The organism is Streptomyces paromomycinus, from assembly GCF_003865155.1.
GTDB classification, from domain to species: domain Bacteria; phylum Actinomycetota; class Actinomycetes; order Streptomycetales; family Streptomycetaceae; genus Streptomyces; species Streptomyces chrestomyceticus.
In genome coordinates, this window is the sequence record NZ_BHZD01000001.1 from 2,497,435 (window position 1) to 2,523,594 (window position 26,160).

At 71.6% G+C, this 26,160-nt stretch carries 17 protein-coding genes and 1 pseudogene; 8 read left to right on the forward strand and 10 right to left on the reverse strand.

Going from position 1 to position 26,160, the window contains the following annotated elements:
* The first annotated feature begins 3 nt into the window (after positions 1-3).
* Genes OEIGOIKO_RS10015 through OEIGOIKO_RS10025 form a run of 3 tightly spaced genes read left to right on the forward strand, consistent with a single transcriptional unit; the run spans position 4 to position 5,956 of the window.
* On the forward strand, positions 4-1,050 hold the full coding sequence (locus tag OEIGOIKO_RS10015; RefSeq protein ID WP_125053749.1) for a TauD/TfdA family dioxygenase: 1,047 nt from the start codon (positions 4-6) through the stop codon (positions 1,048-1,050).
* Entirely contained in the window at positions 1,047-2,093 is a 1,047-nt protein-coding gene (locus tag OEIGOIKO_RS10020; RefSeq protein WP_125053750.1) for a TauD/TfdA family dioxygenase, read from the forward strand. The genes OEIGOIKO_RS10015 and OEIGOIKO_RS10020 overlap by 4 nt, the downstream gene beginning before the upstream one ends.
* On the forward strand, positions 2,090-5,956 hold the full coding sequence (locus tag OEIGOIKO_RS10025; protein WP_125053751.1) for a non-ribosomal peptide synthetase: 3,867 nt from the start codon (positions 2,090-2,092) through the stop codon (positions 5,954-5,956). The genes OEIGOIKO_RS10020 and OEIGOIKO_RS10025 overlap by 4 nt, the downstream gene beginning before the upstream one ends.
* Positions 5,957-6,212: 256 nt before the next feature.
* On the opposite strand, the gene OEIGOIKO_RS10030 is transcribed toward OEIGOIKO_RS10025, so the two are convergent.
* Positions 6,213-7,739: an MFS transporter gene (locus OEIGOIKO_RS10030; protein ID WP_170251680.1), complete on the reverse strand. Its 1,527-nt coding sequence runs from the start codon at positions 7,737-7,739 to the stop codon at positions 6,213-6,215.
* A 133-nt stretch (positions 7,740-7,872) separates the two neighbouring features.
* Between OEIGOIKO_RS10030 and OEIGOIKO_RS10035 the strand changes: the two genes are divergently transcribed.
* The gene (locus OEIGOIKO_RS10035) at positions 7,873-8,586 is read left to right on the forward strand and encodes a TetR/AcrR family transcriptional regulator (protein WP_170251681.1); all 714 of its coding nucleotides are present in this window, start codon (positions 7,873-7,875) and stop codon (positions 8,584-8,586) included.
* 138 nt (positions 8,587-8,724) lie between these two features.
* Here OEIGOIKO_RS10035 and OEIGOIKO_RS10040 read toward each other — a convergent pair whose 3' ends face one another.
* Both OEIGOIKO_RS10040 and OEIGOIKO_RS10045 read right to left on the reverse strand, forming a co-directional pair.
* Positions 8,725-9,750 carry a threonine aldolase family protein gene (locus OEIGOIKO_RS10040; protein ID WP_125053753.1) on the reverse strand — a complete coding sequence of 342 codons (1,026 nt, stop codon included), beginning with the start codon at positions 9,748-9,750 and terminating at the stop codon, positions 8,725-8,727.
* A gap of 181 nt (positions 9,751-9,931) precedes the next feature.
* Positions 9,932-11,311, reverse strand: coding sequence for an FAD-dependent oxidoreductase (locus tag OEIGOIKO_RS10045; RefSeq protein ID WP_125053754.1), 1,380 nt, complete (start codon positions 11,309-11,311; stop codon positions 9,932-9,934).
* 171 nt (positions 11,312-11,482) lie between these two features.
* Here OEIGOIKO_RS10045 and OEIGOIKO_RS10050 point away from each other — a divergent pair, with 171 nt between their 5' ends.
* Entirely contained in the window at positions 11,483-11,992 is a 510-nt protein-coding gene (locus OEIGOIKO_RS10050) for a MarR family winged helix-turn-helix transcriptional regulator (protein WP_246177291.1), read from the forward strand.
* 47 nt (positions 11,993-12,039) lie between these two features.
* Here OEIGOIKO_RS10050 and OEIGOIKO_RS10055 read toward each other — a convergent pair whose 3' ends face one another.
* Positions 12,040-13,011 carry a LysR family transcriptional regulator gene (locus OEIGOIKO_RS10055; protein WP_125053755.1) on the reverse strand — a complete coding sequence of 324 codons (972 nt, stop codon included), beginning with the start codon at positions 13,009-13,011 and terminating at the stop codon, positions 12,040-12,042.
* 163 nt (positions 13,012-13,174) lie between these two features.
* On the opposite strand from OEIGOIKO_RS10055, the gene OEIGOIKO_RS10060 reads away from it, so the two are divergent.
* The 3 genes from OEIGOIKO_RS10060 to OEIGOIKO_RS10070 all read left to right on the forward strand — a co-directional run bounded on the left by OEIGOIKO_RS10060 (position 13,175) and on the right by OEIGOIKO_RS10070 (position 16,183).
* The gene (locus OEIGOIKO_RS10060) at positions 13,175-14,086 is read left to right on the forward strand and encodes an alpha/beta hydrolase (RefSeq protein WP_125053756.1); all 912 of its coding nucleotides are present in this window, start codon (positions 13,175-13,177) and stop codon (positions 14,084-14,086) included.
* Between the two features lie 88 nt (positions 14,087-14,174).
* Positions 14,175-15,005: a DUF4253 domain-containing protein gene (locus tag OEIGOIKO_RS10065; protein ID WP_125053757.1), complete on the forward strand. Its 831-nt coding sequence runs from the start codon at positions 14,175-14,177 to the stop codon at positions 15,003-15,005.
* Between the two features lie 32 nt (positions 15,006-15,037).
* The gene (locus OEIGOIKO_RS10070; RefSeq protein WP_246177292.1) at positions 15,038-16,183 is read left to right on the forward strand and encodes a winged helix DNA-binding domain-containing protein; all 1,146 of its coding nucleotides are present in this window, start codon (positions 15,038-15,040) and stop codon (positions 16,181-16,183) included.
* A 78-nt stretch (positions 16,184-16,261) separates the two neighbouring features.
* On the opposite strand, the gene OEIGOIKO_RS10075 is transcribed toward OEIGOIKO_RS10070, so the two are convergent.
* From OEIGOIKO_RS10075 to OEIGOIKO_RS10095, 6 genes and pseudogenes are all read right to left on the reverse strand, one after another.
* Positions 16,262-17,461 (reverse strand): glycosyltransferase, encoded by a 1,200-nt coding sequence (locus OEIGOIKO_RS10075; protein ID WP_125053759.1) that lies wholly within the window; start codon positions 17,459-17,461, stop codon positions 16,262-16,264.
* On the reverse strand, positions 17,461-20,313 hold the full coding sequence (locus OEIGOIKO_RS10080) for a bifunctional glycosyltransferase/CDP-glycerol:glycerophosphate glycerophosphotransferase (protein WP_371858906.1): 2,853 nt from the start codon (positions 20,311-20,313) through the stop codon (positions 17,461-17,463). The genes OEIGOIKO_RS10075 and OEIGOIKO_RS10080 overlap by 1 nt, the downstream gene beginning before the upstream one ends.
* Before the next feature lie 250 nt (positions 20,314-20,563).
* Positions 20,564-22,408: a trypsin-like peptidase domain-containing protein gene (locus tag OEIGOIKO_RS10085; protein ID WP_125053761.1), complete on the reverse strand. Its 1,845-nt coding sequence runs from the start codon at positions 22,406-22,408 to the stop codon at positions 20,564-20,566.
* A gap of 81 nt (positions 22,409-22,489) precedes the next feature.
* Positions 22,490-23,257: a hypothetical protein gene (locus OEIGOIKO_RS42645; protein WP_170251422.1), complete on the reverse strand. Its 768-nt coding sequence runs from the start codon at positions 23,255-23,257 to the stop codon at positions 22,490-22,492.
* Between the two features lie 405 nt (positions 23,258-23,662).
* Positions 23,663-24,301 (reverse strand): annotated as a pseudogene (locus tag OEIGOIKO_RS43910) (lysozyme family protein); the annotation flags it as partial.
* A gap of 218 nt (positions 24,302-24,519) precedes the next feature.
* Positions 24,520-26,118, reverse strand: coding sequence for a S1 family peptidase (locus OEIGOIKO_RS10095; RefSeq protein WP_125053763.1), 1,599 nt, complete (start codon positions 26,116-26,118; stop codon positions 24,520-24,522).
* Between the last annotated feature and the right edge of the window lie 42 nt (positions 26,119-26,160).

Here is a 26,160-nt window from a genome sequence, read left to right on the forward strand (position 1 = left end):
CCCATGACGCACACACACGCCGCACCCCGCCCCGGCCCGGCCGTCCGGCGCCGCTCCGGCGGCCGCTCCCTGTTCTCGGTGTCCGAGGAGTGGAACGGCGCCACCCTGCCCGCCCTGGTCCGCGCCGACGTGCCGGGCCTCGACCTGGCGGCCTGGATCACCACCAACAAGAGCACCGTCGACGAACTGGCCCACCGGGCGGCGGCCGTGCTCTTCCGCGGATTCGACGTTCCGGGGGCGGCGGCGTTCCAGACCGCGATGAACGCCCTGTCCCCGCACGTCCTGGACTACGGTGAGCGCTCCTCACCGCGCAGCGAGGTCACCGCCGGCGTCTACACCTCGACCGAGCACCCCGCCGACCAGCACATCCAGCTGCACAACGAGCAGTCGTACACCGACAACTGGCCGGTGCGCATCGTCTTCTGCTGCGAACTGGCCGCCACCAGCGGCGGACGCACCCCCCTGGCCGACTCCCGCAAGGTGCTGGCCAGGCTGCGCCCCGAGACCGTGGCACGGTTCGAGGAGCTGGGCGTCGCCTACGTACGCAACTACCTGCCCGGCATCAGCCTTTCCTGGCAGGAGGCGTTCCAGACGGAGCGGGGCGCGGACGTCGACGCCTACTGCGCCGGGGCGGGCATCACCGCCGAGTGGCTGAGCGACACCCACCTGCGGACCCGCCAGGTACGGCCGGCCGTCCGCACCCACCCGGTGACCGGCGAGCGCACCTGGTTCAACCACGCGGTCTTCTTCCACGTGACCTCGCTGCCCGAGGAGGTGACCCGGGGGCTGCTCGACTCGCTGCCGCTGGCGGACCTGCCGTACCACACGTACTACGGCGACGGGACGCCCATCGAGGACCGCACCCTCGCCGAGGTCCGCGCCGCGCTGGACGCGGAGACCCGTTCCTTCGCCTGGCAGCCCGGTGACGTCCTGCTCGTCGAGAACATGCTCAGCGCGCACGCGCGGGAGCCCTTCGAGGGCCCGCGCCGCATCCTCACCGCCATGGCCGACCCGATCAGCGACTTCGACACGAACGGGAGAACCGCATGACCGCGACGACCGTCCCCGCCGCCACGGCCGGCCCCGGCCCCCGGCGCCGCCGCGCCGGCGCCGGGTCGGCCACCGAACTGGTCCGCAGCCGCCCGCTGCACGACGAACCGTTCCTGCTGCGGGTGGACGCCGCGGTCGAGGGACTGGAGCTGGACCGGTGGATCACCGGCCACCACGACCGGGTGACCGCGGATCTCGACCGGTACGGCGCCGTTCTCTACCGGGGTTTCGCCGTCGACGGACCGGAAGCCTTCGGACGGGCGGCCCGCGCCATCTCCCCCGACCTGCTGGACTACCTGGAGCGGGCCGCGCCCCGCACCGAGGTCGCGGACAAGGTCTTCACCTCGACGGAGTTCAACGAGGACCAGTGGATTCCGTTCCACCACGAGATGTCCTACTCCCACAACTGGCCGAGCCGGCTGTACTTCTACTGCGACCTGCCCAGTGCCGACCGGGGCGCCACCCCCGTGGCCAGCGAACGGGCCGTCCTGCCCAGGATTCCCGCCGAGGTCCGCGAACGGTTCGAGCGGCACGGCGTCCGTTACGTCCGCAACTACGGCCCGGACCTCGACCTGCCCTGGCAGGAGGTCTTCCAGACCACCGACCGGGCCGAGGTGGAGGCGTACTGCCGCGCCTCCCGCACCGAGTTCACCTGGACCGGCCGGGACGGTCTGCGCACCCGGTCCGTCCGCCAGGCCACCGCCCGGCACCCGCGCACGGGCGAGACCGCCTGGTTCAACCACGCCCATCTCTTCCACGTCTCCAACCTCCCCCCTGAGGTGGCCGCGGCGCTCACCGGGGAGTTCGGCACGGAAGGGCTGCCGCGCAACGCCTACTACGGCGACGGTGCCGCCATCGAGGACGACGTCGCGGAGATGATCCGTGGCCTGTACCGCGAGGCCGCGGTGTCCTTCCCGTGGGAACGGGGCGACGTCCTCGTCGTCGACAACTTCCTTGCCACCCATGCGCGGGAGCCCTTCTCCGGCGACCGCCGGATTCTCGTCGCCATGTCCGACCTTCATGTGAATCGAGGTAACCGATGACCAGCGTCGAGGGCTCCCGTCTCTCGCCCGCCCAGCTCCGGGAGTGGCAGCGCGGCGGCGACCGCCAGGTGACCGCGCGGCTGCGTCTGACCGCCCCGGCGGAGCGCGACCGGCTGCGGTCGGCGCTGGAGACGGTCGCCGGGCGGCACGAAGTGCTGCGCCTGCGGCTGCTCCAGTACCCCGGCGTGCGGGTTCCGCTCCAGGGCATCGACGAGGACGCCACGGTCCCGCTGGCGGACACCGAACCGGCCTCCATCGGCGACCTCTTCGGCGGCCCGTTGTTCCACGCCGCGCTGGTCGACCTGCCCGACGGCGGACAGGAACTCGTCCTGCGGGCGTCCGCCCTGCTCAGCGACTCCACCGGGCTGCGGGTCCTGCTCGGCGAACTGGCCACCGCCTACCAGGGCGGCAGCCTCGAAGACGACCCCGACCGGCTCCAGTTCCTCGACGTCTCGGAGTGGCTGCTGGAGCAGGCCGACGAGGCCGGCGCACGGACCGTACCGGCCACGCCGGGCACGGTGGTCGAGCGGCTGTCCCTGCCGTTCTCCGACGACGGACCGGCGCAGGCACCGGACGTGTTCCGTGCCGAGCTGGGCCGCGCCGCCACCGAAGCGCTCCACCGCCGGGCCGCCATCCAGGGCGTACCGGTACGGTCGCTGGTCCTGGCCGCCTGGGCGCTGGCCCTGGCAGGCCGTAACGAGTCCGGGGCCGGGGCCGACGACGCTGCCTTCCCGCTCGGCCTGCACGTCGACGGCCGCTCGGCACCCGGAACCGAGACCGTGGTGGGGGCCCTGGACAGCCGGCTCGCCGTCAGCGTCCCGCTGCCGCTTCCCGCGGTCCCCAAGGAGCTGCTCGACGTCGTCCAGCGGCAGGTCTCCCAGGCCGTCGAGGCGGCCGTGTACGCCGGTCCCGCCGGGAACGACGAGTTCGCCGCCGGGTTCGCCGCGACCGAGCCGGACGCCGTACGGGAGTGGGCGGGTCTGCCCGTCGCGGGCCTGACGGTGGACGGCCCGGCGCCGGTGTCCCCGCTCCACCTGAGTGCCGAGATCGGACCGGAGGCCGTCCGGCTCGCGCTGCACCACGACCCGGCCCGTTACGGCGGCGAGGCCGTACAGCGGCTGCTGGACGGCACCGTCGCGATCCTGACCACCCTTCCCGCCGCGTTCGAGGACGAACGCGCGCTGCACGTCTGCGGCGAGCAGGAGGCCGCTCTCCTGGCGCGGTGGAGCCGGGGCGGCACGCTCACGGAGGAGGCCCCCGGCACCCTCGTCGAGGCGTTCGACGCGGCCTTCGCGGCGGCCGGCGCCACGGCACCGGCGGTGGTGTCCGCCGACGGCACGGTCTCCTTCGCCGAGCTGGACCGCGCCGCGTCCGCCGTGGCCGCCGCCCTCGTCGGGGCGGGTGTCGCCGCCGAGGAGCCGGTGGCCGTGCCCGCCGGGCGTTCCTGGCGCACCGTCGCCGCGCTGATCGGTGTGCTGCGGGCCGGAGCCGTGTACGTACCGCTGGACACCGCGGCGCCCACGGCGCGGCAGGTGTCGCTGCTGCGGGCGGTCGCGGCGCGGCGGCTGGTGGCCCCGGACGGGCACGGCGTACCGGCCGGGCTGGCCGGGGAGTTCGACATCCTCACCCCGCCCTCGGCCGAGGCGCCGGCACCCGTCGCACTGCCGAAGGTCCGGCCGGACGATGCCGCGTACATCATCTTCACCTCCGGCTCCACCGGCGCGCCGCGCCCCGTGGTCGTCGAGCACCGCGCGGTGGCACACCTGTTGCGGGCACTGAAGGCGACGGTGTACGCCGACGCCGGGCCGGGGCTGCGGGTCGCGGTGAACGCCCCGCTGACCTTCGACGCCTCCGTCAAGCAGCTGATCCAGCTCGCCGCCGGGCACACGCTGTGCCTGGTGCCGGACGAGATCCGCCACCACGGCGGTGAGCTGCTGGCCCACCTCGCCGAGCAGCGGGTCGACGTGTTCGACTGCACGCCCTCCCACCTGCGCGCGGTGCTGGCGGCCACGGCCGGCACCGGGGCCACCCTGCCCGCCACCGTCCTGATCGGCGGCGAGGCGGTCGACCCGTCCTTGTGGGACACCCTCGCCGCCCTCGACGGGGTGCGTGCCGTCAACGTCTACGGACCGACCGAGTGCACCGTCGACGCCACCGCCGCCGAGATCACCGAAGGCACCCGGCCCACCGTCGGCCGGCCGCTGCCCGGCAACGACGTCCTGGTCCTCGACGCTGACCTGCGGCCCGTACCGCCGGGCGTGGCGGGCGAGTTGTGCGTCGCGGGCCCGCAGCTGGCCCGCGGCTACCTCGGCGACCCGGAGACCACCGCGCGCCGCTTCGTGACCGCCGAGGCGCTGCCGGACGGCGCCCGGCGGGTCTACCGCACCGGTGACCGGGTGCGGTACCTGGCCGACGGCACCCTCGCCTACCTCGGCCGTACCGACGACCAGGTGAAGGTCCGCGGCTTCCGGGTCGAGCCCGGCGAGATCCAGGCCGTCCTCGACACCCACCCGGGCGTCGCGCAGGCGGTGGTCGTGGCCCGCGAGAGCGCGGACGGCACCTCGCTGACCGGCTACGCCCGGCCCGTCGCCGAAGCCGTGCCCGGCCTCGACCCGGACCGCGTCGCGGGCGTCAATCCGCACGAGACCCGCTACCTGTACGACGAGATCTTCCTCCAGCGCACCTATCTGCGCGGGGACGTGACCCTGCGCGAGAACGCCGTCGTCGTCGACGTCGGCGCCAACATCGGGATGTTCTCGCTCTTCGTCCACCAGCTGTGCCCGAGCGCCTCGCTGTACGCCTTCGAGCCGCTGGCCCCGGTGTACGAGCACCTGCGGACCAACACCGGCCGGTTCGGGGTGCGGGCGAAGACCTTCCCGTACGGTCTGGGGGCCGCGGACGGCGAGCTGTCGTTCACCTACTACCCCGGCTACTCGATGATGTCCGGCGTCAGCGCGTACTCCGACGCGGACTCCGAGGTCGAGGTCATCAAGCGCTACCTGGCCAACGAGCGGGGGCAGGGCCTGGAGGACAGCGGCCGGCTCCTGGACCGGGCCGACGAGCTGCTGGCGGACCGGTTCCGCGGCCAGGAACTGCACGCGCGGGTACGGCGGTTCTCCGACCTCGCCGACGAGGAACACCTCACCCGTGTCGACCTCCTCAAGATCGATGTCCAGCGGGCCGAACTGGACGTGCTGCGGGGCATCGACGCCCGCCACTGGGGCCTGGTGCAGCAGGTCGTGATGGAGGTGCACGACGGCGCCGGCAGCGCCACCGAGGGGCGCCTCGGCGAGATCGTCGCCCTCCTGGAGGAGCAGGGCTTCACGGTCACGGCGGAGCAGGACAGCCTCCTCGAAGGCACCGACCGGCACTCCCTGTACGCGGTCCGCGCCGGATACGCCGACGACCCGCGCCCCGTCGTCGCCGACGCCCGCACCCAGGCGCCCGTGGACGGCGGGGTGCTGCGGGACTGGCTGGCCGAGCGGTTGCCCGCGCACCTCGTACCGGGCGCGGTGGTCACGCTCGACGCCTTCCCGCTGACCCGCAACGGGAAGATCGACCGTGCGGCGCTGCCGGAGCCCGCCGAGCGGGACCGGGCGGCCGCGGAGCTGGTGGCGCCCCGCAACCGTACGGAGGAGGTGCTGGCCGAGGTGTGGCAGGAGGCGCTGCGGCTGGACCGGGTGAGTGTGGAGGACGACTTCTTCCGCCTCGGCGGGGACTCGATCCGGGCGATCCAGGTGCAGGTGGCGGCCGGCAGCAGGGGGCTGGAGATCCAGCTGCGGGACATCTTCAGCTGCGCCACGATCCGTGAACTGGCCGAGGCCGAGGGCACGGTCCTCACGGAGACCGCGCCGGCGCGGTAGCCGGTTCGCCCGTCCGGCGGCGTGGTCCGGCCGGTGGGGAGGGGTCCCCACCGGCCGTTCGCCGTGCTCCCGTCCTGCTCCCGTACTACGGACGAGAAGCGCCGGGCGGTGACGGAGCGGCGCGACATCGTGGCGGCCTCCACGGTCGTCGCGCGGGCTGCGACGTCACCACCCGGCTGTACCGGCCCGGTGTGCGGTGTTCACGGGGGTTGCACACCGGCCGGTGTCCGGGGCCCGCCGTACGGCGGGCAGCGGGTCACGCGGGCACGCTCTCCCCCTGCGGCTCGGCGGCCCGGTGATCGGGCTGCGCCTTCTTGGCACCGGGAATGAGGAGGAAGGCTATGACGGCACCCAGCAGGGCGGTCGCCGCGCACACGGCCATGGACAGGGTCATGCCGTGGGCGAAGGCGCGGTGGGCCGTGTCGAGGAGCGGGCCGCCCTGCCCGGCGGGCATGCCCCGCACCGCGTCGGCCGCCTCCCCGAGGGAGTGGCGCATCCCGGCCGGGACCGTACCCGGCAGCGCGTTCCCGTACGCGAGGGCCAGCACGCTGCCGATGACGGCGACGCCGAACGCCGAACCGAGTTCCTGCACCGTGTCGTTCATGGCGGACAGCCGTCCCGAACTCTCCGGGGGCCCGGCACTCATGAGGACGTCGTTGACCGGCGCCACGGCCAGGCCCATGCCGGCGCCGAGCAGCACCAGCCCCACGGCGGTGGGCGGATACCCGGCGCCGGGCGCGAAGAAGGCCAGTACGGCCAGGCCCGCGGCCATGGTGGCCAGGCCGAGCGCGATGGTGACCCGGGCGCCGATCGCCTTGGCCACGGCCGGGGACAGCGGGGAGGAGACGACGATGGCGGCGGCGAGCGGCACGGTGGCCAGCCCCGCGGACATCGGCGAGAAGTCCAGCACCAGTTGGAGCTGCTGGGTGACCACGAAGGCCCCGCCGAGCAGGGAGAACATCAGGAAGGCCATGGTGCCGCTGGCCCCGAGGAACTGCCGGGAGAACATCAGCCGCAGGTCGAGCATGGGCTCCTTGGCGGTCGCCTGGCGCAGGAAGAAGAGCGCCAGCACCACCAGTCCGCCGAGGAGCGGGCCGAGCACGACGCCCGAACCCCAGCCGCGCGTCGGCGCCGAGATGACGCCGAAGAGGACGCCGCCCATACCGGCCGTGGAGAGCACGGTGCCCGGGAGGTCGGCCCGGCGCGCCACGGGGTCCTTGGACTCCGGCACGATCCAGGCGACGCCGATGAGCGCCAGCACCACGACGGGGACGTTGAGGACGAAGACGGCGCCCCACCAGAAGTGTTCCAGCAGCACGCCGCCGAGCAGCGGGCCGAGCACCATGCCCAGCGCGGTGACCGCGCCCCAGCGTCCGATGGCGGAGGCGCGCTCCTCGGCGGAGAAGACGTGGACCAGGATCGACAGGGTGCCCGGCATGAAGAACGAACCGCCGACACCCATCAGTCCGCGGGCGGCGACGACCTGCCACGGCTCCTGCGCGAAGCCGCCCAGCGCGGAGGCGATGCCGAAGACGGCCAGGCCCACGAGCAGCATCCTCTTGCGCCCGAAGCGGTCCGAGAAACTGCCCGCGGTGAGCAGGACACCGGCCAGCACCAGGGTGTACGCGTCCACGAACCACTGGAGTTCCTCGGTCCCGGCCCCCAGTTCACGGCTCATCGTCGGCAGCGCGACGTTGAGCACCGTGGTGTCGATCGACACCACGAACACGGCCAGGCACAGCACCGCCAGAATCGCCCAGCGGCGTGGATGTCCCTGTTCCATTTCCCCTCCGACTTCCCCTCCGGTACGCCGTTCGAGCGCTAGTACAGCGTACGACTCTCGGGCACTGTACTCTAGATCGCACGCTGGCACCACCAGCACACGCAATGCACACCCCGGCCCCGATGGAGGCGCAGTGACGGACGGCAAGCACAAGGTGAGCGCGGCCTGGCTGGAGGACAAGCCGCCCCGCAGACAGCAGCCGCTCTCCCGGGAGCAGATCGTCCGCGGCGCGGTGGAATACCTGGAGCAGCACGGGCTGGAAGAGCTGAGCATGCGCAAGCTCGCCGCCCACCTCGGCACCGCGGCGACGTCGCTGTACTGGCACGTGGTCACCAAGGACCAGTTGTTCGACCTCGTGCTCGACGAGATCTTCGGCGAGGTGCGCCTTCCCGAGAAGGACGGCGAGCCGCTGGAGGACCTCCGCCGGGTCATGCACGAGGTGCGGCGGGTACTGAGCCGCTACCCGGAGGCCGCGCGCCTGGCGGCGAGCCGCCCGACACTGGGCCCCCGCGCGCTCCGCGTGGTCGAGTACACCCTCGGCGCGCTGCTGCGGACCGGATATCCCGAGGAATCCATCGCGCACGCCTACAACCTGATCGCCGACTACACCATCGGCGGCGTACTGGTGGAACTCTCCCGCAAGCGGCTCACCGGACCCGACGCCCCTTCCGGGGAATCCTCCGAGGACGCCGACACCATGCGCTCGTTCGTGGAATCGCTGCCGGGCGAGGAATTCCCGAACTTCGTCCGGCTCAGCGGCCTGCTCGTCACGGCCAACGACGAGGAGAGCTTCGCATTCGGACTGGACCGGCTGCTGGCGGGAATCAGCAACGATCTGGAGAAGTGACCGCCGCGGCCTGTCGGCCTTTCACCGGGAAAGGCCGGTGCACCCGGCACGCCGCGACCGGCACACCGGCCACGCCGGAGAATTCCAGCGGGCGTGACCGGTGCGGTGATCAGCTCAGGGCGACGCCGGGCGGCCCGGTCACCCCTGGGCGACCTCGGCCGTCCGCCGCAGCGCCTCGCCGATGTCCGCACGGGACACGTCCCGGTGGGTGACGAACCGTACGCAGCCGTCCATCGACGACGCCAGCACCCCCGCCGCCCGCAGCCGCGTCAGCCACGTCTGGAGATCGTCCACCTCGGCCAGCACGATGTTGGTCTGCGGCCCCCGCACCCGCAGACCGAGCTCCGCCAGGCCGCCGGCCAGCTCCCGGGCCGCCTCGTGATCCTCGTGCAGCCGGTCCAGCCGGTTCAGCGCCACCAGCCCCGCCGCCGCCAGGACGCCTCCCTGGCGTACCCCGCCGCCGAGCATCTTGCGCACCCGCCGCGCCTCGTCGACGAAGCCCTGCGGGCCCGCGACCACCGAACCGACCGGCGCACCGAGCCCCTTGCTCAGACACGCCTGCACACTGTCCACGCCGGCCGTCAGCTCCGCCGGCTTCACACCGAGGGCCGCCGCGGCGTTCCAGATGCGCGCACCGTCCAGGTGCACCTTCAGCCCGGCGGCGTCGGCCGCCTCGACGAGCCGGGCGTGCTCGGCCGGTGCCGTGACGGCACCCCCCGCCGCGTTGTGCGTGTTCTCCAGGCACAGCAACGGCGTACGCAGCCGGTAGTACGGCCCCTGGGAACCCGCCGCCGCCGTCACGGCCTCCGGCGACGGCCGCCCCGGCCCCGCGTCCCACGCCAACGGCTCCGGCATCCCACCGGCGAGCCACGCCGCGGTGCCCAGTTCGTTGTCCAGCACATGCGCCGCGCGGGGCACCAGAAAACGGTCCCCCCGCTGCAGATGCAGCATCAGCGCAATGGTGTTGCCCATACACCCGGTAGGCACCCACAGAGCCGCTTCCGTACCGAGAAGCTGAGCCGCCCGTTCCTCCAGTTCCCGCATCGTGGGATCACCGTCGAGAACATCGTCCCCCACTTCCGCGGAGGCCATTGCGGCACGCATTTCGGCGTCGGGCTTGGTGACCGTGTCAGATCGCAGATCGATGGCCTGAGTAGCATTCATGGCAGCAACCAAACACACAACCACCAGGCCTGCGCGGACTTTTGACCAATTCTTCGAAACACTGTGACCGACATCTCCGCGCACACCGCCGGGAAGACCTCGAATCCGACTCCCGCCCTATCCGGAATGGACGACTCGGCATTCCGTGACTCCCACCGCGTTACGGAGCTGGAGAGCTGGGTCAGTTCTCGCCCGGAGGGACGAGCCGGCCGTACTCCGCACGGTCGCCACCGCGGTCCAGGTAGAGGTCCCGCGCCATCTTCTCCCGCACGGAGGGGACGTGGCGGGCGACCCAGAAGTAGCCGCGCAGGGCGGCCAGGGCGACCCGGCCGATGACCGGCTTGTGGAGGGGCTGGTCGCCGCCGGTCTGTTTGAGTGACTCCTTGACCGCTTCGAAGCCGTAACGGACCATCCCTTCCTCATACGTGTCGATGGCCTGCAGCAGTGTGGTGTCACCGCGGACGTACTGGATCAGGCCGCTGCACAGCCGGGCCGCGTCGCGCAGGGAGGTGTTGGCGCCGACGCCCTGGCCGGGGGTCATGGTGTGGATGGCGTCGCCGAGGAGGGTGATGTTGCCGGCGCTCCAGCGCGGGACCGGTACCGAGGTGCGGATGTTGATCGGGAAGGTCGTCCGCCGGTCGCCCATGCCGAAGAGTTCACGGAGCGCGGGGCTCCAGTCGGGCGTCATGTTCAGGACGGTCTCGATCAGCTCGTCCGGGGACTTCTTCAGGACGTCCGGCGGGAACTTGTCGGCGGAGGCCCAGAAGCCCCAGTTGATGTAGTCCCGGGTGTTGTCGAAGAGCAGGCCGGGCCACCGTTTGAGGAGTTCGGCGTCGTTGCCGCCGATGCCGTCCTTGATCCGGCCTTCGTGGTCCCAGCCGAATTCCATGGTGTGCAGGATGCAGCTGTAGCCCTTGGGGGCGACGACCAGGCCGATGCCCTGGAAGACCTCGGGCGGGATCAGCGCCCTGCTCTCCGGGGTGATCGGTACCTTGGCCGTGACGGAGACGATGCCGGCGTCCTTGACCTGCGCGTGCGGCAGGTACTGCCGGCGCACGCGGGAGTTGGAGCCGTCGGCGGCGACGAGCAGGTCGCCGGTGGCGGCGGTGCCGTCGTCGAAGTACGCGGTGACGCGGCCGTCGGCCTCCTTCTCGTAGTGCGTGAAGGTCTTGCCGAAGCGGACCTCGTCCTCGATGCCGGTGAGCAGCACCTGCCGGAGGGTCATCCGGCTCACGGACTTCTCGCTGTTGACGGGGTCGCCGCTGTCGACGAGGCCGAGGGTGAGGCTGGGTTTCAGGTCCTCCTTGAGGAAGCTGAAGTACTTCGGTGCCCGGGCGCAGGTGACGCGGAAGGTGTCGAACAGTTCAGGCGGCAGCAGGTACTTCAGCGCCCGGCTGCCGTCGGGGTTGATGCCTACGCGGTAACCGTGCAGGCCGGCGCTGCGGGTCTGCTCGCGCTCGTAGACCGCGAAGCTGATTCCGGCCCGCTTGAGGCCGTGCGCCAGGGCCATGCCACCGGTACCGCCGCCGATGATGAGGACGTGGAACGGTGCGTCGGTCATGTCGGGGTGTTCGCCTCGCGTTTCTTGCGGGTGTGTTGCGTTGGCTGGTGGTGTGCTCGGCGGTGCGGGAATGAGGAGAAGTTCTAGTCACTAGATCTTCTAGCTACTTCTCGGCCGACTGTACGGAGTGAATCGCTAGAATTTCAAGAGACACCGGGGAGAGGATCCGACGTGACAGCGGAGCAGGCGACCGGCCGGCAGCCCGAGCCGACGCCCGAGGACGAGCGGCGGGAGCGGCTCATCGAGGAATGCGGCCTGGTCATGCAGGAGTTCCAGCGTTCGACAGACACCCTCGACCAGCAGGTCGCGGACCGGCTCGGGCTCAACCGCACCGATCTGCGCTGTCTCGACCTGCTCTTCGGGCCCGCCCCCATGAGCCCCGGCGAGCTGGCCGGTGCCGCCGGCCTGACCACGGGCGGCGTCACCACCGCCATCGACCGCCTCGAACGCTCCGGTTACGCGGCCCGCGTCCGCGACACCGCCGACCGGCGCCGGGTCATCGTGACACCCACCGAGAAGGGCCGCGCGGTGGTCGCCGAGATCTTCACGCCCATCGCGCGCGAAGGAGCGGAGTATCTGCGCGGACTCGGCCCGGACACCCTGGGCGAGATGGTCGCCTTCCTCCGCTTCGCCACGCGCCGGCAGCGGGACCACGCGGCGCGCCTGGCCACGGGGGACTGAGGATTTCGCCGTAGGCACGTACCCGTGCGGGGCGTCGGTGACGTCCGTCAGGTGCGGGGCGGGTTCGGGCGGCGACCGGGCCGGTGACTGGGCCCGTGATCGAGCCGGTGATCGAGTGCGGCGCCGACATCGGGGCAGCTCCCCCGGATCACGTCGAGGAAGGCGTGCAGCACCGGGGACCGTTCCGAGGGCGCGAAGGACAGGACGAGGTCCGGCAGCGGCGTACGCGGCGTCACCTCGCACAGCCACGTCCCTGGACGCGGGGCCGCCGCCATCCGGGACGGCCCCAGGCCGACGCCCACCCCGGAGGCGGCGAGACCGATGATCGTGTGGACGTCCCGCGCGACGGTCGCGCCGCACAGCGCCGCGGCGTCCTCGCCCAGCAGGGCGCGCAGCCCGGCGGAGATGGCGGGCTCGTCCTCGCCGGAGGCCACGATCAGCCGCTGGTGCCGCAGTTGGTCCACGCTCACCGACGGACGCCCCGCGTACGGGTGCGCGGTGCTCACGACGACGACCAGGTGGTCATGGCCGATCGGTACGGACACGAGATGCTCGGCCCCGGCGCCCCTCGGGTACCCGAGCGTGACCGCCACGTCCAGCTCCCCGGCGACCAGGGCGGCGGTGCTGCGGCTGGTCGCCATCTCGTGCAGCTCCAGCCGCACATCGGGCCGCTCGCGGCCGAACCGGCCCAGGACGACCGGCAGGGGCTCCAGCAGCGCCGAGGCGATGAACCCCAGACGCAGACGGCCCGTCTCCCCCCGCGCGGCCCGGCCCGCGTCGGACGCGGCCGCCGTCATCTCACCGAGCGCCCGGCGCGCCCGGGCGAGGAACGCCTCGCCCGCGGCCGTCGGGAACACCCCCCGGCGCGTGCGGTCGAACAGCCGGGCGCCCACCTCGCGTTCCAGGTCGGCGATCTGCTTGGACAGCGGAGGCTGCGCGATCCCCAGCGCACCGGCCGCCCGGCCGAAGTGCGCGTGCTCGGCGAGCGCGAGCGCGTACCGCAGGTGGCGGGCTTCCATGACGAACAGCCTCCGGTGCTCCGACTCTCCAGCCCCTCCGGTCCTCCGGGCCCCTCGGGACCATCCGGCCCCTCCGTCCCCTGGCGATATCCCAGAGGTATCACCGCTCACCTTCTCAGATCTTCCGCTGGATGACGCCGCGGTGACCGACTGGGATGGCGGTATGAACAACGTTTCCCCGTCCGGCCCGACGGGCGGCTCCCTGACCCATACGGGCAACTCCCGCCCCAGCGCCGGCGATTCCCTCACCGGCACCGTCTTCGTCCTCGTCCACGGTGCCTGGCACAGCTCCGCGCACTGGGCGCCCACGCAGCGGGCCCTCACCGGGCTCGGTGTCGCGAGCGTGGCCGTCGACCTGCCCGGGCACGGCACCGAAGCGCCGCTGCCCACCGGCTACCTGCGGCCCGGACAGCCGGGCCTGCTGACCGAGAAGTCGCAGGCCGCCGCCGTGACGATGGACGACTGCGCCGACGCCGTGCTGGCCGTACTGCGCCAGGTCCGTCACCACCGGGACGTCGTGCTCGTCGCCCACAGCGCGGGCGGCGGCCCGGCGTCACTGGCCGCCGAGCGGGCACCGGAACTCGTCGACCGGATCGTCTACCTGTCCGCCTTCGTCCCCGGTGGTCGCCCCCGATTCTCCGACTACATCGACGCACCCGAGAACGCCACCGCCCTGGGACAGGGCCTGACCCTCGGCGACCCGCAGGCCCTGGGCGCGATACGGATCAACCCGCTCTCGCCGGACCCCGCCTACGTCGAGCTGCTGCGGCAGACCCACTACCAGGACACGCCTGCGGACCGCTTCGACCGCTGGCGGTCCCTGCTGAGCACCGATCTGCCGCTGGCGGTCGTGGGCTCCCCGGTCACCGTCACCCCGGCGCGGTGGGGCCGGATTCCGCGCACCTTCCTGCGCTGCGCGGACGACCACGCGCTGCCTCCCGCCGTACAGGACCTGATGATCACGGAGGCCGACCGGGCCGCGCCCGCCCGCCCGTTCACCGTACGCACCCTCCCGGGCAGCCACAGCCCGTTCGCCGCACGGCCGCGGGAGCTGGCTTCGGCTCTGGTGCGGTGAGGCCGGACCGGGCCAGGCCGTGCCGTGCCGAGTCGGTGCTGAAGGCTGTTGCCGGGGCGATGTCAGACCCCGGATCTACCATGCGAGCATGAACACGGAACTGCTCGGCCCACCCGCCGACACCGCCCTCCCACCCGGCCGGTTGATCACGTCCGACGAGGGGGACGGGGACGTGGCGCCCCTGTGGCTGAGCGACGGCGCCGCCCCCGCCGGCCTCTGGGCGCGGCTGTGTGCCGAGCACGCCGTGACCGGGTGGTGGCCGCTGCTGCTCGACTCGCTCGATCCGGGCGACGACGAGTACCGGCCCTGGGCCTCGGGCGAGTTGTACCCCCAGGACATGTCCTCGCCGCAGGCCCACTCCCCTGCGGGCCTCCTCGCCACGTGGTGGGGAAAGCACGCTCACGACAGCCTCGCCCAGGACGGTGAGGAGGGCGAGGGCGAGCAGTCGCCGGACGGCTCCCCGGCCGCCACTGCCCCGTTCGGGCTGTCGTGGCCGGGGTGCGCGCCCGGCCGGGAGCCGGCAGCGGATCCGGAGGCGGCGGCCGTCGCCTTCGCCCGGCTCTTCGCCGCGCGCAGACCGCACGTACGCCTGGGTCTCGTCGCGGCGGGCAGCGGGGCCGACGCCCTCACAGCCGTCGGCTGGAGCGGTCCGATGAACTACGACAACGACACCGCCAAGTACTCCGCGGTCGTTGGGGGCTGGGAACGGCGTTTCGGCGCCCGGGTGGTGGCGGTCGGCTTCTCGACCTTGCACCTCAGCGTCGCCGCGCCGCCGACGGACAAGGAGGACGCCCTGCTCATCGCCGCTGAGCACTTCGCCGCCTGCCCCGACCTCCTCTGGCAGGGCTGCCACCCGTCCCTCGACTCGTACGCCGAAGGTCTCATAGGCGCCGGACATTGGGAGCTGTGGTGGGACTGACTCGCCGCGCCGGGGGAACCGGTGAGACCGGTGTGATCACTGCGCGTTCCCTCAACCGCGCCACGCTCGCACGGCAGTTGCTGCTCGACCGCGAACCGGTCAGTATCACCGACGCGTTGCGGCAGGTGGTCGCCCTCCAGGCACAGCAGCCCGCCTCGCCGTACATCGCCCTGTGGAACCGGCTGGCCGGCTTCACCCCGGGCGATCTCGACGCTGCCGTGTCCGGTCGTGAAGCGGTCAAGGCCACGCTCATGCGGATCACGTTGCACCTGGTCCGTGCCGAGGACTACCGGGCCTTCCGCGAAGCCATGGAGCCGACGTTGCGCGGTTCCAGACTCGGCGACGCCCGTTTCCGGGCGTCCGGGCTGACGGCGGCCGACGCCGACACCCTCGTCCCGGAACTGCTCGCGTACGCCGACCGGCCGCGTACCTCCGCCGCCTTGCAGAACCACCTCGAAGAGCGGCTCGGCGCGCCGCTGGAACTGTCGGCCTGGCGGATGCTGCGCCAGTACGTCCCCCTGTGGCACGCGCCCGCCGAAGCACCGTGGCTGTTCAACACCCGGCTGTCCTACGTCGCGGCAAGCGGGCGACCGGCGTTGACCGACCCCGATGCTGCGGCAGCGAGCCTGCGAGTTCTGGTACACCGCTACCTCGCCGGGTTCGGTCCGGCGTCGGTGGCGGACGTGGCCCAGTTCTCGCTGGTACGGCGGGACCGTGTCAAAGCCGCGTTGCAGGCGCTCGCCGACGGCCTCGTACAGCTGGCGGGTCCGGACGGCACGGTGCTGTACGACGTCCCCGACGCGCCCCGGCCCGCCGAGGACACTCCGGCCCCACCCCGGCTGATGGCGATGTGGGACAGCATCCTGCTCGCCTACGCCGACCGCGGCCGCGTCATCCCGCCCGCGTACCGCAAGCTCGTGATCCGTATGAACGGCGACGTACTGCCCACCCTGCTGGTGGACGGCTACGTCGCCGGCGTCTGGCGTCCCGCCGACGGCGGCATCGAAGCCACCGCCTTCCACCCCCTCCCGGACGAGGTCTGGGAGGAGCTGGCCGCGGAGGCCCGGTCGCTCACGGCCTTCCTGGCCGACCGGGATCCCGCGCCCTACCGCCGCTACGACCACTGGTGGACCAAGGGTCTCCCGGCCGCCGAGACACGGCTGCTGCCCGGCGACTGAGCCACCGAGCGATCGACCGGCCAAGGTGTCGAACGGCCGGATGATCTGCTGCGGAGGCTCCGTCGCCGGGGCGGTGGTTCAGCGTTGGAGGAAGGTGAAGAGGTCCTCCCAGCGCTGGACGATCTCGCCGGTGGCGTAGCGCTGGATGTTGGTGCGGGCGGCTTCGCCCATGCGGTCGCGCAGGGCCTGGTCGCTGAGGAGCGTGTCCAGGTGGCGGGCGAGTTCGCTGGTGTTGCCGGGCGGGGCGAGCAGGCCGTCCTCGCCGTCGCGGATGATCTCGCGGACTCCGGGGGCGACGTCGAAGGCCACGCACGGCACGGCGGTGGCCATCGCCTCCATCGGCGCCAGCGGGAAGCCCTCGCCGCGGGAGCTGAGCGCGAACACCGACGCCTCACGCAGCGCGCCGGGCACGTCGCTGGTGCGGCCCATGAAGGCGACGCTGTCGGCGATGCCCAGCTGCGCGCTCTGCTTGCGCAGCGCCGCCTCCTCCTCGCCGGCCCCGTACAGGCGCAGGGTCCACTCGCGGTGGCGGGCGGCGATCAGGGCCCAGGCCTCCAGCAGCAGGTCGACGCCCTTCTCCTCGTGCAGCCGCCCGATGCTGGCCACCACCTTGGCCGTGCGGGCGGAGGGGGTCTCGGGGAAGAAGGGCAGGGGGTTGGGCATGAAGCCGACGTTGTCCAGGCGCTGGCGGATCCAGGCGTCGGCGTCCTCGCGGGTCAGCGCCAGCATCCGGTCCACGTCCCGGTAGAAGGTCTTCACCCGCGTAAAGCGGGAGGACTTGCGGCAGGTCTCGAAGGACTCGTGGCTCATGCCGATCACCGTGTGGCCGCAGGTGTCGGCCAGCGCCACCCACTCCATCGCCCAGACCTGGGTGACGATGACGACCGCGCCGGGCCGGGCCGCGGCGAACAGCGCGGAGAGTTTGGCGGCCTGGGTGCGCATGCCCGCCTCGCGCGCCGCCCGGCGCCGGTGCTCGGCGAGGTTGGCCCGGTCCTTGAGCGTGCGCACCGGCCGCACCTGCGGCGGATGCTCGTCATAGAGCGTCGTGGTGGCATACGGCAGGCCGTCGGCCAGGGGGCGGGCGCGGCCGGGCGGCGGCGGGGTGATGCCGATCAGGTGCACCCGGTGGCCGCGGGCCGCGAACAGTTCGGCCATCTGGTGCGACCAGCTGGTGATGCCGCCCAGCTCGTTGACGCTGTTGGAGACGAAGAAGAGGTCGCGCACCGGCACCGCCGTCGGGCTCTGCGCGGCGGTGGCGGGTATGGGGGTGGTGGTCATCAACGGCTCCAGTGGGAGAAGAACTGCTCGACGAGGGTGCGGGCGGCGTCCCCGCGCTCGTACTCGCCGAAGTGGGCAACGAAGCGCTTGCGGGCCGCGGCGTACTCCCGCCCGCCCGCGCCGAGCTCCTCCAGCGCGCCGAAGAAGGCCTCCTCGGTCTCCACCAGCGGGCCCGGCGCGTGCTCGCGCAAATCGAAGTAGGTGCCGCGCTGCTCGTGCACATACGCCTGGTAGTCGTAGGTGAAGAACACCATCGGCCGGTCCAGCAGCGCATAGTCGAACATCACCGACGAGTAGTCGGTCACCAGCACATCCGCCAGCTCCAAGAACGGCGCCACGTCATGGTGCGCCGAGACGTCGAGGACCGAGCCGGCCACGGTGGGCGGCAGGGTGACGTGGTTGAGGTAGTGCGAGCGCACCAGCAGCACATAGCGGTCCCCGAACCGCTCGGCGAACCGCTCGGCATCGAAGGGCAGCTCGAAGCGGTGCGAGCGCCCCCCGCCGGTGCGGAACGTCGGCGCATACAAGATGACCTGCTTGCCGGCGTCGATGCCCAGCTCCGCGGCCAGCGGGCCGCGCACCCGGGCCTGGCCGGCCTCCTCGGCCCGGCGGGCCTGCACCAGCGCGTCGTTGCGGGGATAGCCCACGCGCAGCAGCGCCCGCTCCGGCAGCCGAAACGCCCTGGCCAGGGTGCGCACATCGTGCTCCGAGCGCACCAGAAACCGGTCGAAGCGGTCCAGCGCCCGCTGCTGCTCGGCCTGCTGGGCGCGGGTCAGGGTCTTCTGGGCGGGCTGGTCGAAGCCCATCTTCTTCAGCGCCGACCCGTGCCAGGTCTGGATGTAGGTGGTCTCCGGGCGCTTGTCCAGCTTCAGCGGGAAGGACTGGTTGTCCACCCAGAACTCCGCCTGCGCCAGCGCCTTGAGATACGGCAGCGACCAGCGCCGCACCAGCGTCGCATCGGCCGGAAACGCCCCCGGGTCCCCCGAGTAGGCCCAGTACGCCTCGAACTGCAGGCCCTGGCGGCGCATCTCCTCATACAGCGCCCGCGGACTGTCGCTGTACTGCCGGCCCAGATGGCTCTCGAAGACCACCGTGCCCTTTTTGACCGGCAGCCGCGAAAACACCTCACGATACGCCCGCAGCTTGGCATCGCCCGAGGTCAGCTGCCGGCGCAGCGCCCGGGCCCGCCGGTAGCCGGACTTCGCCAGCGCCCCCGGCCGGCCCTGCACCGACTTGGTGATCAGCTCCCGCGCCCGCTCCCGGCCCGGATCCTCACCCACCAGCTCGAACGCCAGATGCCCCTTGGCCGAGACGTGCGGGCGCACATGGTCGGCGACCATCCGCGTCAGCCGCGGCCGCACCGGCAGCGGCCGCCCCGACAGATCGGTGTCCGCCACACTCAGCCGCGTCGTGGTGCGCACCCCGTCCGCCTCCAGCACCAGCCGCACGTCCCACACCGCATCGATGATGCCCAGCGGCCGCAGCCGCCCGCTGACATCGGCCACCGCCTCCCACTCGATGACCTCCCCGGCGTGGCGCACCGCGGCCACCGGGAAGGTGAACGCCTGCAGCCCCCGGCGCCGCGCGGAAAACTCCAGCTCCGCCCGCAGCACCGCCCCCGCACCGATACGCCCCAGCGCATTGGTGACGCGCCCGGCCAGCCGCACCCCGCCGCCGGCCGCCGCCTCGAAGACGGTCAGCTGGTTGCGCAGGAACATCTTCTCCAGCGGCCGCGTGTGATACCCCAGCTCCGTCACATCCAGCACCTCGCGGCCCAGCGGATCCTCCAGATGCTCCGCGCACCAGAACACCCGCCCCTCCCGCTCGGTCAGCGGCACCGCCACCTTGCCCGGATTCAGCAGCGCATCCACCGCCGGAATCAGATTCGCCCAGTCCCCCCGCCCCAGCAGATACCCGCAGACCGCCTGCAGCGGCTGCGCCCGCCCGTAGGCCTCGGGAGCCAGCGTCGCCAGATACCCCGCCGACAGCCGCGCGAACTCCGCCCGGTACGCCGCATCCCGAAACGGCAGATCCCGCAGATGCAGCACCAGATCGTGCTTGAGGAACTTCACATCCTTCGCCACCCGCATCTCGGCCATGCCCCGCTCGGCGAGCATCGCATCGATCCGCCGGTGCACCTCCAGCCGGTGCGCGTAATTGGTCATCTCATGGCGCCGGTTGGTCACCGACTTCACCGCCGCCGCCTGGTGCACATGCCAGAAATACACCTGATTCGGAATCAGCGTGATCCGCCCAGCGGCCAGATACGCCTGCGCGATGAACTGCAGATCCTCATAGAACATCCCCTTGGGAAACCGCAGATCATGCTCCAGCAGGAAATCGCGCCGGTAACACTTGTTCGTCGACAGCGTGTCCCACACGAACAGATCCGGCAGCTCCGCCACCGACTCCAGCGTCCGCGTCCGCTGATACAGCCACGCATACCACTCATTGCGCTTTTCCACCGGCGCGTCCTTGTGCAGCCGCACACACAGCCCCGACACCAGATCCGCCCGCGTCGCCTCGGCCGCCTCCACCAGATTCCGGCAGGCATTCCGCTCCAGCACATCATCACTGTCCAGGAACATCACATAACGCCCCACCGCCTCCCGCACACCCCGGTTACGCGGCTCACCCCCCGCCCCGCTGTTCTCCTCCAGCTGAAACGCCCGCACCCGCCCCGGCCACCGCCGCGCCAGCCCCTGCGCCACCGCAAAAGAACCATCCGTACTGCAGTCGTCGACAATCACCACCTCGACATCACCGAACGACTGCCCCAGCACCGACTGCACCGCAGCAGGCAACCGCTCGGCATCGTTGTAGACGATTACGACGACTGAGATTTCGGTCACAGAAACCATCTCTCCGAAAAGACGACAACCAGGCAAAAGATGAGGGTTTATCCGCGCCAAGACGCCATATCGCCCACAAATCGCAACAGTGTACGACAGGCTGCAGTGCGCCGATGACTGCGGGTGGCCCCCGACCGCTCCGCGGCGCGGTCCGGCGCAGCCCCGTGCCCCGCCGAGGCAGATCACGCTTCGACGGGGCACGGGGCACACGAAGGGCTCGGGCGCACGGAGCGCCCGGGTGGATCAGGAGCTAGGAGGCGGGGACGAGGGTCCGCTCACGGTTGAGGGAGGAGGTGGTGGTGTCGCTGTTGAGCGTGAGGCGGCCGTTGGGCCACAGAACGACCACATCGTCGCTACGTGCCGCGTCTCCGCCGAAGGCACCGACCGTCGCGAGGCTGACCTCGCTCCATGTCTGACTCGCGGAGCGGAGCTTGTGCTCGGTCTTGAGCTGGTTGGTGCCGACGTTGTCGTAGACGGTGACTTCGCCGTCGGACCAGCGCACGAAGAGGTCCTGGTCGCCGGTGGACGGGTTGAAGTCGCCGGCCGCCAGGTCGCGGGCGTGCGGCCAGGTGCCGTTGGGGGCGGCCAGCCGCGACTCGGCGTGGAAACCGTTGGCGTCCACGTCGGTGAAGAAGGTGACGCGACCATTGGCCCACTGCACCACCACGTCATCACCGCGCGTGTTTCCGCCGCCGAAGCGGCCGGCGGCCATCCCCACCGCCTGCGTCCAGGTACCATTCGGTGCCTTGAGCTGGATGGCGTTCTTGAGCTTGTTGGTCTCGTTGACGTCCTTGTAGAGGGTGACCTTGCCGTTCGTCCAGCGCACCAGAAGATCACTGGTCCCGTCCCCGGTGAAATCACCCGCGGTCATCACCGCCGCGTTCTTCCACTCCGGGTCCTTGGCCAGCTGCACGTCCTTGCCGAAACCGTAAGCACCGTTGCCCGGATAAAGGGAAACCTCCCCGTCCGACCACCGCACGATCAGATCACTGATGTTCTTGCGCACCGACGCGGAATGAAAACTGCCGGCGGTCATCGCGCGGGCGTGCTGCCAGGTGCCGGCCCCGCCCATGGTGAACTTGCCGTCCAGGGGAAGGTCGGCGACAGCCTGCCGGTACAGCCACACCGCGTCGTCGTCGAACTGCGAGGTGTACGAAGTGTGGTCGTACTGTCCACCGGTCTTGTAACCGCCGATGACACCGACCAGCTTGCCGCGCGTCCCGTCGAAATCCTCGATGAACGGACCGCCGCTCACCCCGTTCCGGTAACCGTCACACCGGATCTCCATGAAACGGCCCTGGAAAGCCCGGGTGTCATTCGTGCACGACAACGGCGTCTTCTGCCCAGCCGGATAACCGACGACCGTAATCCCCGGGCGCGCCAGATGCGCGGAATCGACGGATGTGAGGGTGTTGCCTGTGCCCGCGGCGTCCTCCAGCAGTTGGCCCTGCGCATTGACCCCCACCCGCAGGAAAGCGAAGTCCACGTCGTCGTCGGCCGGGCTCTGCTGGTAGCGGTGGTCGACCCACACCTTCCCGTCCAGCACGGGGAAGATCCCGTACGGCAGCTCGCCGACCTGCCCCGCCTTGGTCGTCCCGGCACGGTAGCCCGGGACGAAGGCGGCGTCACGCAGCGAGGTGTTGCCCTTGATGCAGTGCGCGGCGGTGACCACCAGGCTCTTGGAGCCCGACGTGACGGTGCTGGCCGTACAGAACTGGTCCGGGGTGGCGGACCCGTCGCTGCCGCGCAGCAGGAAGACGCCGACGGTGGCGATGCCCTCGGCCACCTGGTGGGTCGGCTCCGCCGACCGCTTGCTCCGCACGCCGGGCGAGGGCTGCCCGCCCTCGCTCCTGGCGCCGGCCTCGGCGGCCTCCACCGGCACGGCACTGCGGATACGTTCCGGCGTCCAGTACCGCTGCGCCTCCCGCGCCTCACGCAGCTGCTCGGCAGGCACGTCCCCGGACGCACGCGGCGCTGAAGCCGGGCCGCTCGGACCCGGAAGCGGAACGGCGAAGGCGGTGGCCGCCGGGACGGCGAGGGCGACCGACGCGCAGACGCCGAGGGCGGCGGTGCGCAGGCGAGGTATTCGTCTCATGAAGTTTTTTCCGTTGGGGAGGACGTGGCCGGGACAGCGCCCGGCCACGTGGGACGAAAGGGAAGTGGGACGAAAGGAGAATCAGGACGTACGGGGCCCGCTACCGGGCGGTGTGACCGTCAGGGGGAAGTCCAGCACGGTCCCGGACGGAGTGGTCAGACGAAGGGTGTAGGTGCCGGGGCGCTGGTCGGTGAACAGCGTCGGCAGCGTGACACGGCCGTCCGCACCGGCGGGCGGCAGGGTAAGAGTACGGACCTCTTCACCGTGCGCACCTTCGAAACAGGGCCCGACCGTGCCGCCCACGGCGCCCTCCTCCCGGTCCGCGGGGAGGACGGTGGCAGTGATCCGCACGCCGGAGGCGGGCCGGGCGCGATCCGTGGCCCGAAGCGACGGAAGGCCGGGAAAGCGGCTCCCTGTCCCGGCTCGCAACAACTCGGGCAAGTTTGCCGTCTCCGGATCCCACAACTCCAGGCGGTCGGCCGTGGGTTCCGCAGCGGGACGAACCGTAGCGGTGAAGACGGCGGCCGGTCCACGTACGCCCGGGGCTGTCGCGACGACCGGGTAGCGGCCGGGGCGGTCGCCGGCCTGGAGGGCGGGGGCGGTGGCCGTGCCGTGGGGGTCGGAGGTCACGGTGGCGAGGGTGGTGCCGGGCGTCGTGGCGGGCGCGGCGGCGAAACGTATCCCTCCGGTGCCGCCGACCCCACCCGTGCCGCCGATACGGAAGGTGATCCGAGCGCCGGGAACGGCGTGCCCGTGAGCATCGACCACTCGCACCTGCGGACGTCTGGCGAGGGGCTGCCCGACCTCGGCCTCCAGCTCGCGACTGCCGAGGGGTTCCAGCCTGGTCACGGTGCGGTGATCCACGACGGGCTTCGGCTTCTCGGCGGGCTTCGGCTTCTCTGTGGGCTCCGGCTTCTCTACCGGCTTCGGCTTCTCGGCGGGCTCAGGAACAGGCTTGTCCGCGCGACGCTGCGGTGCGGGCGATACCGGCCCCTGCCCTCGCCCCTGCCCCTGCCCCCGCCCTGGAAGGGGACCCGGCCCCGGCCGCACGCCAGAAGTTCTGTCCGCAGGATCGGGCCGGTGCGGCGCCGCAGGAGCATCATCCGGCGTCTCCACCACCCCGACACCCCGATACGTGTCCATCCACTTCCGCACCGCATTCACATACGCACGGGAATTGTTGTAACTCAACACCGCCCGGTCCAGATCAGCGGACCGACTCAGATCCCGGTCCCCCGCACACAGATATCGCGCCGTACCCAACGCCGCGTCGAAGATATTGTTCGGGTCCTTGACCCCGTCACCGTTGCCGTCAGCACCCCAGCTCCCCCACGTCGACGGAATGAACTGCATCGGCCCCACCGCACGGTCGAACACCGCGTCCCCGTCCCACCGGCCCCCGTCGGTGTCCCGGATCAGCGCGAACTGCACCCCGTCCAGCCGTGGGCCCCGAATGGGCCGCGCCGTCGAACCGTCACCCCGCAACCCGTAACCAGAGGCATGCACCGACTCCACCCGCCCGATCCCCGCAACCAACTCCCACGGCAGACGACACGACGGCTGACTCCCCCGCAACACCCCCTCCGCCTTCCGATACGCAGCCAACGCCGTGGCGGGAATACCCGCAGAACCCGGAGCAGCGACGCCATCACCGGTCGGCCCCTGCGGTTCATCGCCCTCCTTCAAGAGGTTGGGCAGATCGAGTGCGGGATCGCCCCGGTGCCGGGACTGCGGGCTGCCGGGGCCGGGCCCGGCCTCGTCGGCACCGGCCCGGGCGGGACCGCCGAGCGGCAGAGGATTGACGGCGACCGCGGCCGTCAGGCCGGCGGCCAGCGCGCACACGCACAGGCCCTGCCGCACCCGGCGCGCGACCAGAGTGGACAGAGCAGGCATCGGGGGAAACGTCTTCACAGGTGTACGGGTCCTCGGCGTACGGAGCGAAAGCGGGCCGGCACCCAGTGACACCGGTCCGTGTGCCGCGAGCGGCGGGCGGGGCGCCGGCCCGGTTCCGTACCGGGGCGGCGCCTCCACCGGAGGGTGGGGGCCGGTAGGCCCGGCCGGTCCGTCCACTGTGCTGCGGACGGGCCGGCCGGAGCGATCACCGGCCCGGCTCAGCCGACAATCTTGACCTCTTCGTGCAGACCCGCGGCGTCGACGCCCGGGTACATGCTCAGCGACCCGTTGGCCCAGCGCACCATGACGTCGTTGGGCCGGTCGTTGGCGACGAAGGCCCCCGCGCCGACCACGGTCGCGTTGGTCCAGGCGGAACCCTGCGGGCGGATCTGCGTCTCGCCGTGCAGGCCGGCGGTGTCCACGCCCGGGTAGATGGTGGCCTCACCGTCGGACCAGCGCACCAGCAGGTCCGCGGTCTTCTTGCCGGTGAACTCGCCCGAGGTGATCTGCGTGGCGTGCGGCCACGTCGTGTTCGCCTTGACCACGACCTTCTGCGCCGCCGGCTTCACACCGTTCGAGTCCAGATCCGGGTGGAGCGTGACATGGCCGTCGTTCCAGACGACCACCAGGTCGTCGCGCTGCGCGTTGGCGGTGTGGCGGCCCGCGGTGATCTGCGCGGCCTTCGTCCAGTCCGCGCTCTTGGCCAGCATCTTCTCCCCGTGGAAACCGTTCTTGTCCACGTGGGTGTACTGGGTCAGCTCACCGTCGCTCCAGCGCACTACCAGCCCGTCCGAGCCGTTGCCGAAGCTCGCGCCGGTGATGCCCCGCGCGTAGTCCCAGGTGCTCTTCTTCGTCGGCGTGTTCGGGGCCGCAAGCTGGTACTCGGCGACGAAGGGCACCTTGGCGTCCTTGTCCTCCGCACCCTGGTAAAGGGTCACCTCGGCATCGTTCCAACGCACGATCATGTCCATGTGCCGGCTGCCGCCCGCCGAACCACCCGTGAAGTACCCGGTCGCGACGTGGGTGGCCTTGCCCCACGGCGCGGCGGCGAAGACGGGCCCGTAGCGGACCTTCTGCACCCAGGTACTGATGTCGTCCACCCGGGCGCCGACCGCATCCGTACGCGTCTCGGCCGGGTCCGTCCCCAGGCACCCGCCCTGCCACGACGCGCTGTTGACGCCGACCAGCTCCACCCGGCCGCCCGCCTCACGCAGCTGCGGACCGCCCGTGTCGCCCTTGCAGACCGCCGCGTCCTTGCCGGTGACGCCCAGCTTCCCGGCCTGGACCGTACCGACCGTGAACGAACCCGCGTGCAGCTGGTTCGGCACCCACTCGGCCTTGGTCCGGCCGTACCCGAGAACCTTCAGCTCGTCGCCCTGCCGGGGAGCCGCCGAGCTGACCGCCACCGGGTTGATACCGCTGACCGGCTTGGCCAGCTTCGCCATCACCAGGTCCCGGCCCGCGTACGGCACCAGCTCGGTGACCTCGGTAACCGCTCCACCCGCGGCGCTCACGTCCGTACGGCCGACGGTCACCGTGGTCTTCCACTTCGGCGCACCTTCGGCAACTCGCGTGTCATTCACATCGTCGGAGAAACACCGGGCAGCGGTGAGCACCCACTGACGGTCCACCAGCGCACCCGAGCAACTGCGCACGCCGTCACCGATGTCCAGTTTCGCGGCGAACGTGTAGGAGCCGTTCGTGACCGGGCTTCCGGACACGGCGGACGCCGGGGCGGCGGTGGCCAGCGCGCCACTCGCGACCGCGGCGGCAGCCACCGCGGTCAGCCACGCCCTGCGGGAACGTATCTTTTCCATTTTCCCTTTTCCTGAAATGGCAGATGAGGCACGTAGCGACGC

What these genes read in the sequence shown, in the direction of transcription:
- OEIGOIKO_RS10015 (WP_125053749.1), top strand. Translation starts at nt 4, where the DNA reads ATGACGCACACACACGCCGCACCCCGCCCCGGCCCGGCCGTCCGGCGC.
- OEIGOIKO_RS10020 (WP_125053750.1), top strand. Translation starts at nt 1,047, where the DNA reads ATGACCGCGACGACCGTCCCCGCCGCCACGGCCGGCCCCGGCCCCCGG.
- OEIGOIKO_RS10025 (WP_125053751.1), top strand. Translation starts at nt 2,090, where the DNA reads ATGACCAGCGTCGAGGGCTCCCGTCTCTCGCCCGCCCAGCTCCGGGAG.
- OEIGOIKO_RS10030 (WP_170251680.1), bottom strand. Translation starts at nt 7,739, where the DNA reads ATGGAACAGGGACATCCACGCCGCTGGGCGATTCTGGCGGTGCTGTGC.
- OEIGOIKO_RS10040 (WP_125053753.1), bottom strand. Translation starts at nt 9,750, where the DNA reads ATGAATGCTACTCAGGCCATCGATCTGCGATCTGACACGGTCACCAAG.
- OEIGOIKO_RS10045 (WP_125053754.1), bottom strand. Translation starts at nt 11,311, where the DNA reads ATGACCGACGCACCGTTCCACGTCCTCATCATCGGCGGCGGTACCGGT.
- OEIGOIKO_RS10055 (WP_125053755.1), bottom strand. Translation starts at nt 13,011, where the DNA reads ATGGAAGCCCGCCACCTGCGGTACGCGCTCGCGCTCGCCGAGCACGCG.
- OEIGOIKO_RS10060 (WP_125053756.1), top strand. Translation starts at nt 13,175, where the DNA reads ATGAACAACGTTTCCCCGTCCGGCCCGACGGGCGGCTCCCTGACCCAT.
- OEIGOIKO_RS10065 (WP_125053757.1), top strand. Translation starts at nt 14,175, where the DNA reads ATGAACACGGAACTGCTCGGCCCACCCGCCGACACCGCCCTCCCACCC.
- OEIGOIKO_RS10075 (WP_125053759.1), bottom strand. Translation starts at nt 17,461, where the DNA reads ATGACCACCACCCCCATACCCGCCACCGCCGCGCAGAGCCCGACGGCG.
- OEIGOIKO_RS10085 (WP_125053761.1), bottom strand. Translation starts at nt 22,408, where the DNA reads ATGAGACGAATACCTCGCCTGCGCACCGCCGCCCTCGGCGTCTGCGCG.
- OEIGOIKO_RS10095 (WP_125053763.1), bottom strand. Translation starts at nt 26,118, where the DNA reads ATGGAAAAGATACGTTCCCGCAGGGCGTGGCTGACCGCGGTGGCTGCC.